Source organism: Nitrospinota bacterium, assembly GCA_027619975.1.
Classification (GTDB): Bacteria; Nitrospinota; Nitrospinia; order Nitrospinales; family VA-1; genus JADFGI01.
Genome location: JAQCGX010000018.1, coordinates 18,112 through 32,395, shown reverse-complemented (window position 1 = coordinate 32,395; position 14,284 = coordinate 18,112). Strand labels below are relative to the sequence as shown.

The window sequence follows — 14,284 nt, the reverse complement described above, 5'->3', positions numbered from 1 at the left end:
GCTCCACTCCGAAAAAGAAAACAGACGGTAAACAGTTCCCGCCAAACGGAAAAAAATAGTGGACTTTCTGACTATATTGAATAAAAAAACCGCCAAAAAGCTGAATATCATCCTGACACTAACACTGTTGATTTGCTCGTGGACGCTGGTTTCCATCGCAGGAGCCGCCTCCCCATCACTTGTCAACGTGGGGGTTTCCACGCAGGGAAATTACATCACCATGGATGCCATTCTCACCGATGGAATCGAAGGAAAAATTCTTGAAGCCATCGAAAGCGGTGTTCCCATGACAGTGACCTTTCAAATCGAACTCAGGAAACAAGTCTCTCTTTGGAACGATACACTGATCCGATCCAATGAAGTCAGTCACACGGTCCAATTTGATTCTTTGAAAAAAGCCTACCGGTTTTCTGAGGTTGGAAAAAACGTAAAAAGAAAAATCATTACCCAAAAAAAAGATCGCTACCAACAACTAATGGCGACCCTTAACAATATTCCCATTGCTCCTATCTACCAGTTGGACCCGGCTGAGAAGTATTATGTTCAGGTAAAGGCCAACCTTGAAATGGATCGGTTTTGGTTTCCCTTCAACTACCTTTTTTTCTTCGTTCCTTTCAATAATTTTGAAACATCCTGGGCCAAAACTTCGCCCCTCACCATTGACCAGGAATTCCTCAATTCCAGTGAAGCCTTCAATGAAAAATCCAAAGAGAGAGCGAAATCAAAGGCCTTAAGTCATGTCATCCGTTCCTTCAACAAATAAACCCCAGTTTTCACAACCTTCCGAAGAACAAGCCCGCAGGAAAAAAAAACGTACCCAACGAATCATCGCCACGATCATATTTTCCCTGCTCGCCCTGACCGCGATTGAAAACTATATCCTTCAACAAAAGACCACCGCCCCGATAGCCAACAATATCGCAGTTCTTGCGGTATTCAACATCATCCTGATCCTCCTCTTTGTCCTGATCATACTCATTACGAGAAACCTGGTAAAATTATACAACGAGCGTAAAAGTAAAATCATCGGGTCGAAATTCCAAACCAAACTCATTATCGCGTTTCTAATTCTTGCTCTCGTCCCCTCTACCCTGCTTTTCGCGACCGCCAGCAAGCTGTTCACCTATAGCATAGGAAGCTGGTTTAGCCTGCAAGTGGAACAAACATTACAAAGATCCATGGACGTGGCGAGGGATTATTATTCCCATCTGGAAAAAGGAGCCCTGTCCCGTGCTCAAAAAATTGAAAATTTCATTATAAAGAGGGAACTGTTTCGACAAAAAAATCGCGATCAGCTAGAGGCCCTGGCAATAGAAAAAGTAGAGGAATACGATCTCAATGGATTGATCGTTTATGACAATCAAAAGCAGATCGTTGTTTCTGTTTATAATCAAAAGCTTCTTCCTCAGGCCAGCGCCAGCTATCAGGATTTGCTTAAGGAAAGTGTGGGGGGCGAAGGGGTTTCAGAAATTCGAACCACCAACCATGGAACCTTCCTTGTGGTGATGGTGCCCCTCAAGCAAACGGTGGATAATAAAATTGAGATCTGGGGCTATATTCTCACCCTGGCCCCGATCCCGCAAAATTCACTGGGCAGAATAGAAGCCATTCGCAGTACGTTCGAGGATTACAAACAACAAAGCTTTTTAAAATTACCCGTCAGCGCCAGTTACTACATCACCTTCCTCTTGATCACTTTGCTGATTTTGTTTTCCGCGATCTGGCTGGGGTTTTACATGGCGCGGGGCATCACCATCCCCATTCAGGAGTTGGCCGAAGGGACTAGAAGAATCGCCGAAGGCGACCTCAATTTTAAAATCGGCGTCCATGCCAGCGATGAAATAGGAATATTGGTCGACTCTTTCAATAAAATGACCAACCAATTAAACGAAGGCCGCTTGAACATCCAGCACGCTCATGAGGATTTGAAAGTAACGAATCTTGAGCTGGAGCAGAGGCGCTACTACATAGAAACGATTCTGGAAAATATCGGCGCCGGGGTGGTTTCTGTGGATAAAAAAGGTCGTGTCACCACGTTCAACAAGGCGGCTGAGAAAATACTTGGGGCTAAAGCAGAGGAAGTTTTTGGGTGCAGTTATAGAGAAGCCTTCGATCCCTCCTTTCATGGACCGATTCGGCTCATGACAAAACAAATAAATGATAAACTCGAAGCATCTGTGAAAGAACAAATAGACCTCAGGGTCGGTGACAGCAACCTGACCCTGCTCGTCAACATCCAGGTATTAAAAGACCCCGACGAAAAATATCTCGGCCTCGTCATCGTTTTTGAAGATTTGACGCAGTTGATCAAGACTCAGAAAATTGCCGCCTGGCAAGAAGTCGCCCAGGGCATCGCCCACGAAATCAAAAACCCTCTGACCCCGATTCAACTGAATACCCAACGCCTGCAGAAAAAATATCGCGAAAATAAAAAAGAGTTTGACCAAGTGTTCGAGGAAAGCATCGCTATCATCTGCCAGGAAGTTGAAGGGATGAAAGATATGCTGACCGAATTTCAACGCTTTTCTCGCATGCCGGCCCCAAATCCTAAACCTGCCTCGCTTCACAAAATCATCGATGATGTCTCTATTTTATATTCCGACTATGAAAAAAGGGTAACCATTAATAAAAATTTTGATCAGGACATTGGACTCATTAAAGTCGATGCTGAACAAATGCGGCGGGTGTTCATCAATCTTTTTGAAAATGCCCTGGACGCTGTGGATGAAAACGGGGAAATATGCATATCCACAAGGTTGAATCAAAAAGAACAACAAGTCCAAATCGAATTTTCAGACAATGGCAGTGGAATAGCTCCTGAAGACGTGGACAAGCTGTTCCGCCCTCATTTCACCACCAAAAAGCGCGGCTCAGGGCTAGGGCTGGCGATCGTCAATAGGATCATTGTTGACCACGACGGAGCCATTCAGGTCAAGGACAACGCACCCAAGGGCAGCCGGTTCGTGATCGACCTCCCCTATTCCATGGTTTCAATAAAAAATACCCCAGCTAAATCCGCATCCAAAACATCGACTTCGGTGTCCTGAAATTTTCAAAATTCCAGGGGGAGTCTTTTCATCCGCAGTAAATTGGTTTAAGATATCTCCATACTCACGCAACCTCTAAAACATTCATTATCATTCCTTCGCTCGATGCAAAAGAAACTGACCATCAATCTGGATGAAAAAATTTACCAGCGCCTTTTGAATCATTGTCAGGGAGATGAAAACGCCCTGCAGGAATATGTGGCTAAAATTCTGGAAACCCACAAGCCCGATTCCGAACAGGATGCAGATATAAATAAAGGGCTAGAGGATTATTTGAAAAAGGGAAGCGCTGGCACTCGATCCTATGGCATCAAGGGACAGGGTTGGTGACGACCCCCCCCCATAACCAAAGAAATAAATTAAACCTTATGTCAGATAACGAACGATTCAAGGACAATGGCAACGGAACCATCACGGACACGAAGATGAATGTGATGTGGAGAAAAACCGATTCCTTTCAGGACAATAAAAAGTGGCTCAACTGGTTCAAAGGCCAGGATTATGTGGAAATCGCCAACCTCGAACGGATTGCAGGCCATGAAGACTGGCGTTTCCCCACGGAAGAAGAAGCCTGGAGCCTGTTTGACCTGAACAAAACAAATACCGATAAATACGGAGATGATATTTACCTGGACCCTGTATTTGAGCCGGGAAGCGCGGGAACCACATGGACCCTGGAGGAAAAAGATTCTTCCGCCCTGATCATCCAGTATGAAGACGGGCAAAAAGTCTGGCCGTCTAAATACTCCAATATGAATATGGCTTACCGCATGGTTCGGACCATTCCCTGATTCTCAAAATTTGTCTTTGTACGCCGCGCGAAAAGGATACATGACCCGAATATTTGGCCGTTCAGGCCCCTGGTAATTGAATCCGGGGTGCATCACAAAGCGGATTTTTGTTATTTCTGAATTGTACGTATCGAACTGCCTGGGATGCATACGCATCACTCCCAGCTCCAGGACCAGCGGCTGTCCCTCAGGCAATACAAACTTATTTTCTGCGGTAGCCGCAAGGTCGATTTTGACCGAGCCATTTCCGCCTTCCTTCAGAACCAGATTGCCCCCGGCGACAGGTTCACTTCCCTGCCTTTCGGTCAACAACCTCCACACATATTGAGTATTATAGCCACGGGAGTGAGCAACACCAAGAACCGGATCGAGAAACTGCAAAAAGCTCTGCCCTTTTTCCTGAAAAAAATGGACATTCGCCGGTGCCCACTTGACGAGATTTTTTTGAAAATTATCCCTGCCTGATCGAAAACACCGCTCATTCTTCAATAGTTTTTCAATAGAGACACGTTTCTTAATAATCAAGTTCTTGCGCAATTCCAGAGCCTCCGGGTCCTGAAGCAAACAACTGGCAAGGCTCAATTGCAGGTCCTTGCCGTCAACCGCAGGCCCAGAGTCGATCTCCTCTCGCAGGCGGGATACGATTGCAGATTCCAGTTTCGGATAATGCCCACGACTCACTTCGGCGATGATCTGCGTTACCCGTTGCCAATCTTTTTTGTCCATGGCAACTTTAAAATCGGCAAGAACTTTATCATCGAAGCCGAGATTCTTATCATCTGCAGAGAAATACTCTTTGCCAGCAAAAACCTTTTCTTTGAGAAATCTGTATCGGGCCGGATGGCTGTACCGGAAGTAGGGATAATTGATATAGGCCGCCACCGAATTGGCAAAATCTTCCTGGAGATTCTGGCGGGAATAGGTCGGCAGATGGCGAAGCGAAACAGGCGCGTAATTGTCCACTCCCGCATCGTTCAAAAAAGTGTAGAGAAAATCACTGCCGGGTTTTGCGTCCAAAGCCGGGATGTTGAGGATTCTGAAATTGGCAATGGCCAGCCACTCGGCGGAAAAACTTGGGAACCCATGCACCATATCAAACGCGTGCGCCATTTCATGCTGAACGATATTCTTAAAAGCTTTTTCATCCTCATAAAATAAGGGGGTGTAAAATTCCACACGGGGGTCCTGATCCGCCACCAACACCTGATAAGACTTTCCCAGAGATTTGTAAATAGTTATAAATGGCGGCAGAGTTGCGGCGGGAATCTCATCCCCGGTGATTTCTCCCGAATCAGCCATGATCCGGCTCAATCGATAAAGCCCTTTGAAACCTGGCATTTTATAAAAAGTGGGGGGAAGTTCTGAAAACACAGCATGCAATTTTTCGATCTGATCGGTGCGCCACGCTTCGCCAAATTCAATCAACTCGTAACCAAACGCATCCTTGAACTTATCCATCAACTGTTGAACTTCTTGCCCGTAATCACCGGGATATTCATAAAATTTTCTTGGAGGTGAACCTTCCTCCGAGCCGGAAGACTGATCGACCGGATGATATTGAAAACCGCATAAAACAGGAATCAGGCACAAAATGGCAATTGCTTTAAATGATTTTATCATGGGCGGCAAACCTCAGAAAATCGGAAAAAAGATGTTTCATTTAGACTATCAAATGGGAAGAGCAAAAGCCAATGGTCTATTTGCCATTTAAAATCAAGGCATTTTGAGGCTGTCGGCACAAAGATTTTTTTTTATGATTTTTTTGCATCCTTGATGAAATTGGCTCATCGTACTAGCATCAATAATTGTTCACAAAAGGAGGTTGCTGGTATGGCGAAGTTGCCCGGTATCGATGAAAAACTGATTAAACTGAATCCCGACTGGACGGTTGAAAATGCCGCTTCCACCCCACTAGAAAAAGAAATATCTGTCAATAATTTCAAGGGGAAACGGCTGGTTGTGACTTTGCCTGGAGCCGGTGGATTCTGTAATAAAGAGCTGGATCTTATCAAAGAAAACATGGGCAAATTCAAGGATGCCGGAGCCGACGAAGTGATCGTCATTGTGGGGACGGATATTTTGAGCAATGCCGGACGAGGATTGCCTAACCTCCTGCAGGACCCGGATCAGGCTTTCGCCAAGGCTAATAAACTCAACCTCGAAGGGGTTCGAAGCCGGTATTTACAGCGGTCCGTCATTGCGGTTGACGCCAATGGCGAGCAATTAGGCAGAGAAGATGCTGAATTGCTCGGTTGCCGAACGATCGATGGATTAGTGGAAGTGGCTAAAAAAGCGTTTGCCTAATTTTTTCCAATAATAAACCTCCCTGAATTTATTCGGGGAGGTTTTTATTTTTTGCCACCTCCTGGTAAACGGTCATCAAAGGATAGTTTTCAGCCCACGAGCATCGTTTTTTGAAATATGTATTCATAATATGCTCAGGATTTTCGAGGGCGTGATGCCTCTGGCTTCCAGGGCGGCAACCGTCTGGCGGTAACGACGATCCTTCCCTTCCATGCCGTTCCCCCCCTGAACAAAGCCCCTGTTAACCCCGAAACCACCATAACCATAAAAATCAAATACGATAAAGGGATTAGAAACAAATCCAAAACTCCTTTGAGGAAATTACCGCTTTTCATCCACAGTGTACAAAAAACTGCCAGGAGCTGCAAGAACCCCACGAGTTGCTGGGAACTGTTATTTTTTCCCAAGCCATCAAGCCATGTCAACCAGGGAACCACCCAGAAAAACAAAAATCCGATCGTCAACAAAATCAGCGCCACGCTGCCCCGCCCCGGCCCCAAAGCCGTCCACATGCCATTGACCAGGCTTCTGGACCATCCCCTAAAGGCCTCCGATATGGAAGAATACATTTTTGTTTGCAGAGCTTCGCCGCCATTGATCCCCAGAGTGAGGAAACCTTTTAGTTTCGCCAGGTATCCCAACGACACATCGGTGCTTGAATACTCGCGCAGGGCTTCATGGGTCCCCAGGGTTTCATAGGCTTCACGGGTTATCAGGACGTACTGCCCATTGACCAGGCTTTGCCGGGACCCGGCTTCGGTAAATCCTCTTCTATCACTCACCATAAAGATATAAGAAAAAACCGCAAGGTTGACCAGGGCCACGCCAAAACCTGGCGCTTCCTGTTCGCCGGCCACCGTTACCAATGAAGCGTTACTGGAGATCACCTGCCCCATGACCCTTAAAAGCAAAGACGGGTCGTGATGCGTGTCCGCATCGGTGAACAGCAACCAGTCTCCTCGCGCTTGGTGGTATCCCTGACACAAGGCGTGGGCCTTTCCCATCCAACCCTCGGGAAGAGGTTTTCCCTGAATGATCTTCAATCGGGAGTCGCCTTTTGCCAGCCGGACTAAAATCTCACCGGTGGCATCCTCCGATCCGTCATCCACCACGATGACTTCCAGCTGTGGATAGTCCTGCGCCAGCAGGGATCGAACGCAACGCTCGATGGATTGCTCTTCATTGCGGGCCGGGACAATGATGGATACCCTCGGGGAGGCAAGAGACAGGTTCGGCTTTTCTTCAGACAGTTGCGGCATCGCACCCCGGCACTGGTGACTCCAGCGATGCCAGACGATCCACCAGAAGATGACGATGGCAAACCCGTCCAAAAGGGATAACTGGGTAAACAAGAAAGTTTCCTCTAACGGCCTGATTGTATTAATTCAATTTCAAATTTATTATTTTGAATCAAAAGTGTTGGTTCTGGAAGGAAAAAACTGGGGAGATTGAATTTGGTGAGCAGAATTCAGGATTTTTGGTGATCCAGTGTGTTTAAAATGGATTCCAGGTCTTCTTTCATTTGACGTTTCAGCTCAATGAGTTTTTCACGTTCATCAAGGTACTCCGGCGAACCTTTCTTTTTATACTTTTTCAGCTTCACTTTAGCGCCGGCAATGGTAAACTTTTCCCCATACAACAGACGTTTGATTTCCAACACCAATTCCACATCCTTTTTCTGATACAACCTTTGCCTTGATCGATTTTTATCCGGCTTCAGCATATCAAACTCATCCTCCCAATAGCGCAAAACATGTTGTTCCACCCCTGCGATATCGGCCACCTCTCCTATTTTAAAAAATAATTTATCAGGAATCACACTATCCATTTCAAATACCCTTTAAGCTACCATTTATCATAATAAATAAACTAGTTACGGTTGAACCTTTAATGCCCTGAACGAGGTGAACAAGCAAACCGAAAAGAAAACAACCTCTGCAACCTGATTAAAAAACAACTCGCCTTCATTGGATTAGAAATTGTTGCCGTTATCTGAGGGTGACTCCGTGGATGTTAATAAATTCTTGCTGGGCTTGAAGGTCAGGACCCTGCGCGAGCGGATGAGAATGGGCTGGCCGGTTTGAGGGTTGCGTGCATTTCTCGCTTTTTTATGTTTCAAATTAAAAGTAGCGAATCCTGCAATGCGGACGCTTTCCCCACTAGCCAGTTCTTTCTTTATTTCTTTAAATAAAACATCAACGGCTTCTTCTGCTTCCTGGCGGGTAAAACCCACTTTTTTGTACACCTGTTCGACTAAGTCAGATTTTACAACATTTGCCTTGGATTCAACAATTTCCACTTTCAACATCCTTTCAATTAAGATAAGAACATGTTTCCCGTGATTTGGTTACGATTTTTCTTTCATTTTTTCAAAATCCTGCTGGGCCTGCTCAATAATTTTTTTGGAAAGGTGTTCTGGTACGTCATCGTAATGATCAAGCTCCATCACAAACAACCCCCTGCCGCTCGTTATTGACCGGAGGTCCGCCGCATAATTTAATATCTCCGCCATTGGAACATGAACACGAATGGTCTGCATGTCGTCATCCGCATCTATCCCCTGAATTTTCCCTCGTTTGGAATTTAGGTCGCCCATAATGTCACCAACATGTTCACTGGGAACCACCACCTGCATATTCATAATGGGCTCCAGTAATACGGGTTTGCAATCGATAACCCCCCTTTTAAACCCCAGGGAGCCTGCGATCTTAAAAGCCATCTCCGACGAGTCGACATTATGGTACGAACCATCATAAAGCTTCACCCTCACATCGACCATGGGATAATGCGCGATCACTCCGTGGGTCATCGCTTCCTGAATTCCTTTTTCCACCGCAGGAATATAATTTTTGGGAATCGCACCTCCCACAACCTTATCCTCAAAAACAAACCCGCCGCCTTTTGCAAGAGGTGAAATCTCCAGCCAGGTATCGCCAAACTGCCCTCGACCCCCTGTCTGTTTTTTATATTTGCCCTGGACCTTGGTTTGCCCACGAATGGTTTCCAGATAAGGCACCTTGGGAGGTTTAGCATCCACCTCCACCCCGAACCGTTGTTTCAGACGCTCGATGATCACATCCAGATGAAGCTGGCCCATTCCTGAAACAAGCAGTTCGTGGGTCTGTGCGTTCCTTTCTACCTTCAAAGTCGAATCTTCCTCGGTCACTCGATGAAGAGCCGTGCTGATTTTTTCCTCATCCGCTCGGGTTTTGGGCACAATCGCCTGCGAAAATACCGGACTGGGAAATTGAATGGGATCAAAAACGATCGCATTGTCAGTATCTGAAAGGGTATCGCTGGTGGTTGTCACCTTCAACTTGGCCACAGCGCCAATATCCCCGGCGGAAACTTCTGAAACGGGAACCTGTTTTTTTCCCTGGAGCAAATAAATCTGCCCTATCCTTTCGCTGCTCTCCTTCGAGGCATTGAATACGCTGGAATCCGCCTTGATCGACCCGGAAAACACCCGGAACAACGTTAATTTCCCGGCATAGGGATCGGCGATTGTTTTGAAAACCAAAGCTGAAAACGGTTCCTCGGGATCTGGCTTTCGTTCCATTTCCGCGTCATCTTTGGGAGATCTTCCAGCCACCGGATTGCGCTTATCCGGGGACGGCAGGTAATCAATCACCGCTTCCAATAAAAGATCGATTCCCATATTTTGCAATCCCGACCCACACAACACGGGAATCAGTTGCCCCTTCTGGATTCCATTTCTCAATCCCTGGTGAAACTCGTCCTCGGTCAGCTCGCCCTTTTCTAAATAAACTTCAATCAGTTCGTCGTCCACCTCCGCCACGGCTTCCGTAAGTTCCGCACGGGCGATTTCTACGTTACTCGTTATATCGGAAGGAATTTTATTTACTTTACCTTTCCCGCTACATCCTTTTTCATAGGTGTAATATTTATTCCCCACCAGATCGACGATGCCCATAAAACTGTCGCCATTGCCCACGGGCAATTGTAAAAATACCGGCGTCTTTTTGAATTTTTTCTTCAGATTTTCCAGAATGGGAGGGATGTTGGCGCGTTCATGATCCAATTTATTCAAAAAGACCATTCGCAATAAATCCTGATCATCAGCCCATTGCCATACTTTTTCTGTATAAAATTGAATTCCGTCATCAGCCCCAATAACAACGACAGCGTCTTCAATCACGCGAATACATGCCGGCGTATCCGCTATAAAATTATTATCACCGGGCGTATCGAGGATGTTTATTTTGTGCTTGTCCCATTCACAAAAGGCCAGAGAAGCGCTGATCGTATGTCCGCGTTTCATTTCCCCTGGATCATAATCCATCAGGGATGATGTGTCGCCCACTTTTCCCAATCGATCAGCCACCCCCGATGTAAAAAGGATGGCTTCTGCAACCGATGTTTTTCCGGAAGACCCATGACCGATGAGTCCGACATTCCTTATTTCCTGAAGCTTATATAGTTTCATTGCAAACCTCTGAGAAAAGGGGGGCCATGATTTTTATCTACATAGAATTTATTTCGCCTGACAAATTTAAAGGTTTGTATTGATCGAATTCAACTTCGCTGATTCATCCCAATTGTATACACATCATTGTTTTTTTCCAGAGCAAATACCTGATTTCCAAACGATAGCCTTTCGCCTAAGCCCAGGACGGCACCATACAAGGGGTCAGGGAACGTCAAATGCAAGCGTAGTTTTTCTTGTTCTGATAAATTTTAACCTTTTTATACAACTTACCAGAGACCTGAGGCAAGACTAAAGGTGATTTTTTACTAATCTTGAGCTACTGAAGGGAAGGGAGCGGCACGATGCCGGGGCACTTTTTTACTACTTTGCAAAATCCTTGGTTCTACTCAGGCCCCGATATCAATCCATCTTTTTTCGGCTTGAAAACATCAAACGAAGCGGGGTTCCTGAAAATCCAAAAACTTTGCGCAAACTATTGACCATATACCGCTGATAGGAAAAATGAATCCCCTGCGGGTAATTAACAAAACATCTGAACGTTGGCGGGCAACTTTTGACTTGCGTGGCGTAAAACAGTTTTAAAAATTTTCCACGATAACTGCTCATCGGATTTTTCAGGATCGCTTTCTCGAAACAATCGTTCAGCTTGCCTGTGGTAATATTCTTTGAATATTCCGCATAAACTTTTTCAATGCTCGAAAGCAACTTGTTTATCCCCTGCCCTGTTTTAGCGGAAACCGTCAACAGAGGAGCAAACTCCAGGAACTTAAACTGATCCCGGACTTTTTCTTCAAAAGCTGGGAAAGACCCTCTTGGTTCTTCGATCAAATCCCACTTATTGGCCACGATAATACAGCCCTTGCCTCTATCGAAGGCATACCCCGCGATGTTGGCGTCCTGATCCGACACCCCTTCGTCCGCATCCAGAACAAGAACGGCTATATCACATCGGTCCAGAGCTTTCAAAGCCATGATGACGCTGAATTTATCCAGAACCTCTTTGGTTTTTCCCTTGCGGCGGATTCCCGCCGTGTCAATAAAAAGAAGATCCCTTCCCTGAAACTGTAAATGCGTATCGACGGTATCCCGCGTGGTTCCAGGGATAGGGGATACGATACATCTTTCGGAGTTCAACAATTTATTGACCAAGGAGGATTTCCCTGCATTGGGCTTGCCCACAATGGCAATTTTTATAACATCCAGCTCCGGCTCTTCGGGAGTGGCTTCAGGGAAGGCCGCAACCAGACCGTCTATCAGATCCAAGAGTCCAAGGCCGTGTTCTGCCGATATGGGATAGGTCGCTTTTATCCCCAGTTGCAAAAACTCACCCATATCTTTTTCGTGTAAGGGCTCATCCACCTTATTGACGGCCAGATAAAAAGCCTTTCCCGTCCGTCTCACCTGTTCGATGATACCCCTGTCTTGAGCCGTGAGCCCTTGTTGTCTATCAACCACCAGAATAATGAAGTCCGCTTCGTTTTGAGCGATCAGAACCTGCTCCTTGACCTGAAGCTCAATTTCGTTCACGTTATCGATATCAACGCCCCCGGTATCAACCAGAATGACCTGCCGACCCTGCCATTCGGCGCGGCCAAACAAACGATCCCGAGTCACACCCGGAGTGTCATTGACGATGGAAGATCTTTTTTCGGTGAGTTTATTATAGAGAGTGGATTTTCCTACATTGGCTCTGCCAATGATAACAACCACAGGAACAGACATGATGATGAACCTCGTTAAATGGTGGGTCCTCTGTCCCTTTTGAATTCATGAACTCCTTGGGCAATGGCAGATGCCAACAGCTCCAGGTAGTCCGACCGCTTCAATCTTCGTTCCTCGAGAGAATTGGTTATGAACCCCACTTCCACGAGAATACTAGGCATATTCGTGTCGTGGAGAACAAAGAAGGGTCCTTCCTTGACGCCAAGGTCTTTCACTTCAGAGTATTTCTTTTTTACCGAACTGTGGAGCCGTTCTTGAACGTGGCTCGCCAATGCGGCGGAAGCGTTGATTTTTGTCGTGCTGATCATACTGGCCAAAATTTGCTGAACCTGATTGTCCTTTACTGAGTGAACCAACTCGCCATTTTCGCGGGTGGCTGTTTCCTGAGCCTGCTCGCTATTGGCAACTCCCAGGTAATAGGTTTCAATTCCATGCGCGGACCGGCGTTTTGCGGCATTGACGTGAATCGAAACAAACAAATCCGCATTCTTTTTGTTGGCAATCTCTCCTCTTTCCTCCAACGGGATGAAGGTGTCATCATGCCTCGTCAAAATAACTTGATAGCCGTAGCGGGTTTCCAGAATTTTTTTCAATCGCTTGGAGATATCAAGGTTCAATTCTTTTTCAAGCAGACCATTGGGACTGGTTGCGCCAACGTCCTTCCCACCATGTCCAGGGTCAACGATAATAAGAGGCGCCTGGCTCCGGGGCACGGTTTTGGTTCTCGAGGCCACCGCAACGGGAACGACTTTGAGCGTTACAACGGCTTCGGGTTTCACAGCCACCCCGGGAACCGGCTTGGGTTCTGGAGCCGGCTCGGGTTTTATAGTCTCCATTGAATTTGATTTTGGAGTTGAAGACGGTTGGGATCTTTCAGCCACGATAGATTTTTTACCGGGACCAAACAAGTCAATCACCAGTTTGGAACCTTCCTGGGACGTGACAACTTTAATTTCCTTGTTCGCGGGGATATCCAAAACCAGTCGGCTGCTGTTTTCATCAAATTGGCTGACGCGCAAACGCGTTAGAACGTCGCCCCCGACTTGAATATCCCTTTTAATATTGCTGTCCAGCCTGGCGTTGGAGAAGTTGAAATAGATGCGCTCGGGATCGCTCAACCGATTCTGAGATATCTTCGTTGGACCACCAATAAGAATTTCAATTCTTGTAGCATCGGGTTGCCTGCGATAATCCACTTTCTTGATAAGAACAGGCGATGCCACTTCACTGGACAGGGCCTTAACTTTTTGCACTCTCTGAGTAGGAACAAAGGCAACCGTGGCTTCTCTCAGTTTTTGCGCTTTGGTGGCCTGATCTCCTTGCGGGTATTCCCGAAGAATTTTCTCAAAAGCCGACAAGGCCGCCGGATAGTTTTTTTTATCAAAATAAATCTCTCCCAGACGAATCAAAGCGTCATCTGTCAACCGGCCACTCTTGAACTCAGAGATCACCTTGTAATAAAAATGGCTCGCTCGATCCTGGTCTTCACCATTTCTTGCCACATCGTACAGTTGCTGGTAAAGGCGGGCCGCTGTATAAAGTGCATTGTAAGCTTGCGGACTGGAAGGAAATTTTTCGTACACGGCAATAAATTTTTCGATACAAGCCACCCATTGGTGGCGATAGGCCCGGTTTTTCTTAGAACTTTTCAGGAGATAATAACTTCGTTGAGCTTGCTGATAAAAAGCCCCGGACGAACCATCCTGAGACCCTCTGGCCTGAAGATCCTCTTGAAAACTTCCCAAAACCAAAAAGGAGGCGATCAAAAAACAGGATACGATTTTTTTAGCAGTTAAAAAGGGCATTCAAGGAATTCGCTTATGCTGAAAGGCAAAATAAAAAATTGCAGATAACAATAATTAACACTTCGGGAAAACGGCCATGACAACCTCTCATAACCTTTTATTCTATTACGGCTTAAGACTATATCATTTTTTCAAAATAGCGTCAAGATTTAGAGGGCGGAAAAT

General features: G+C 46.1%; 12 protein-coding genes. 5 read left to right on the top strand and 7 right to left on the bottom strand.

Annotated elements, in window-relative coordinates; translation table 11 throughout:
* Positions 1–58 precede the first annotated feature (58 nt).
* The 4 genes from O3C58_07980 (at position 59) to O3C58_07965 (ending at position 3,838) form a co-directional block, all read left to right on the top strand.
* Positions 59–763, top strand: a complete 705-nt coding sequence (locus O3C58_07980) for a DUF4390 domain-containing protein (protein MDA0691790.1) — start codon at positions 59–61, stop codon at positions 761–763.
* A complete protein-coding gene (locus O3C58_07975) occupies positions 738–3,047 on the top strand; it encodes an ATP-binding protein (GenBank protein ID MDA0691789.1) in 2,310 nt (769 codons plus the stop codon). Before O3C58_07980 ends, O3C58_07975 begins: the two co-directional genes overlap by 26 nt.
* Positions 3,048–3,152: 105 nt before the next feature.
* Entirely contained in the window at positions 3,153–3,377 is a 225-nt protein-coding gene (locus O3C58_07970) for a hypothetical protein (protein MDA0691788.1), read from the top strand.
* Positions 3,378–3,415: 38 nt separating this feature from the next.
* A complete protein-coding gene (locus O3C58_07965) occupies positions 3,416–3,838 on the top strand; it encodes a DUF1566 domain-containing protein (protein MDA0691787.1) in 423 nt (140 codons plus the stop codon).
* Between the two features lie 3 nt (positions 3,839–3,841).
* Here O3C58_07965 and O3C58_07960 read toward each other — a convergent pair whose 3' ends face one another.
* Positions 3,842–5,458: a hypothetical protein gene (locus O3C58_07960; GenBank protein MDA0691786.1), complete on the bottom strand. Its 1,617-nt coding sequence runs from the start codon at positions 5,456–5,458 to the stop codon at positions 3,842–3,844.
* A 210-nt stretch (positions 5,459–5,668) separates the two neighbouring features.
* Here O3C58_07960 and O3C58_07955 point away from each other — a divergent pair, with 210 nt between their 5' ends.
* The gene (locus O3C58_07955) at positions 5,669–6,142 is read left to right on the top strand and encodes a redoxin family protein (protein ID MDA0691785.1); all 474 of its coding nucleotides are present in this window, start codon (positions 5,669–5,671) and stop codon (positions 6,140–6,142) included.
* 134 nt (positions 6,143–6,276) lie between these two features.
* Here O3C58_07955 and O3C58_07950 read toward each other — a convergent pair whose 3' ends face one another.
* The 6 genes from O3C58_07950 to O3C58_07925 all read right to left on the bottom strand — a co-directional run bounded on the left by O3C58_07950 (position 6,277) and on the right by O3C58_07925 (position 14,119).
* Positions 6,277–7,494: a glycosyltransferase gene (locus O3C58_07950; protein ID MDA0691784.1), complete on the bottom strand. Its 1,218-nt coding sequence runs from the start codon at positions 7,492–7,494 to the stop codon at positions 6,277–6,279.
* Between the two features lie 116 nt (positions 7,495–7,610).
* Complete coding sequence (locus O3C58_07945; protein ID MDA0691783.1) at positions 7,611–7,970, bottom strand: MerR family transcriptional regulator; 360 nt, start codon at positions 7,968–7,970, stop codon at positions 7,611–7,613.
* A 144-nt stretch (positions 7,971–8,114) separates the two neighbouring features.
* Positions 8,115–8,441: an integration host factor subunit alpha gene (locus tag O3C58_07940; GenBank protein MDA0691782.1), complete on the bottom strand. Its 327-nt coding sequence runs from the start codon at positions 8,439–8,441 to the stop codon at positions 8,115–8,117.
* A gap of 48 nt (positions 8,442–8,489) precedes the next feature.
* On the bottom strand, positions 8,490–10,589 hold the full coding sequence (gene fusA / locus O3C58_07935) for an elongation factor G (protein ID MDA0691781.1): 2,100 nt from the start codon (positions 10,587–10,589) through the stop codon (positions 8,490–8,492).
* Between the two features lie 402 nt (positions 10,590–10,991).
* Positions 10,992–12,314 carry a ribosome biogenesis GTPase Der gene (der, locus tag O3C58_07930; protein ID MDA0691780.1) on the bottom strand — a complete coding sequence of 441 codons (1,323 nt, stop codon included), beginning with the start codon at positions 12,312–12,314 and terminating at the stop codon, positions 10,992–10,994.
* A gap of 14 nt (positions 12,315–12,328) precedes the next feature.
* Positions 12,329–14,119, bottom strand: coding sequence for an N-acetylmuramoyl-L-alanine amidase (locus O3C58_07925; GenBank protein MDA0691779.1), 1,791 nt, complete (start codon positions 14,117–14,119; stop codon positions 12,329–12,331).
* Positions 14,120–14,284 lie beyond the last annotated feature (165 nt).

Excerpts from the sequence above, each read along its gene's own strand:
- O3C58_07970 (MDA0691788.1), top strand. The coding sequence starts at position 3,153 with ATGCAAAAGAAACTGACCATCAATCTGGATGAAAAAATTTACCAGCGC.
- O3C58_07960 (MDA0691786.1), bottom strand. The coding sequence starts at position 5,458 with ATGATAAAATCATTTAAAGCAATTGCCATTTTGTGCCTGATTCCTGTT.
- O3C58_07945 (MDA0691783.1), bottom strand. The coding sequence starts at position 7,970 with ATGGATAGTGTGATTCCTGATAAATTATTTTTTAAAATAGGAGAGGTG.
- O3C58_07965 (MDA0691787.1), top strand. The coding sequence starts at position 3,416 with ATGTCAGATAACGAACGATTCAAGGACAATGGCAACGGAACCATCACG.
- O3C58_07955 (MDA0691785.1), top strand. The coding sequence starts at position 5,669 with ATGGCGAAGTTGCCCGGTATCGATGAAAAACTGATTAAACTGAATCCC.
- der (MDA0691780.1), bottom strand. The coding sequence starts at position 12,314 with ATGTCTGTTCCTGTGGTTGTTATCATTGGCAGAGCCAATGTAGGAAAA.
- O3C58_07975 (MDA0691789.1), top strand. The coding sequence starts at position 738 with ATGTCATCCGTTCCTTCAACAAATAAACCCCAGTTTTCACAACCTTCC.
- O3C58_07925 (MDA0691779.1), bottom strand. The coding sequence starts at position 14,119 with ATGCCCTTTTTAACTGCTAAAAAAATCGTATCCTGTTTTTTGATCGCC.
- fusA (MDA0691781.1), bottom strand. The coding sequence starts at position 10,589 with ATGAAACTATATAAGCTTCAGGAAATAAGGAATGTCGGACTCATCGGT.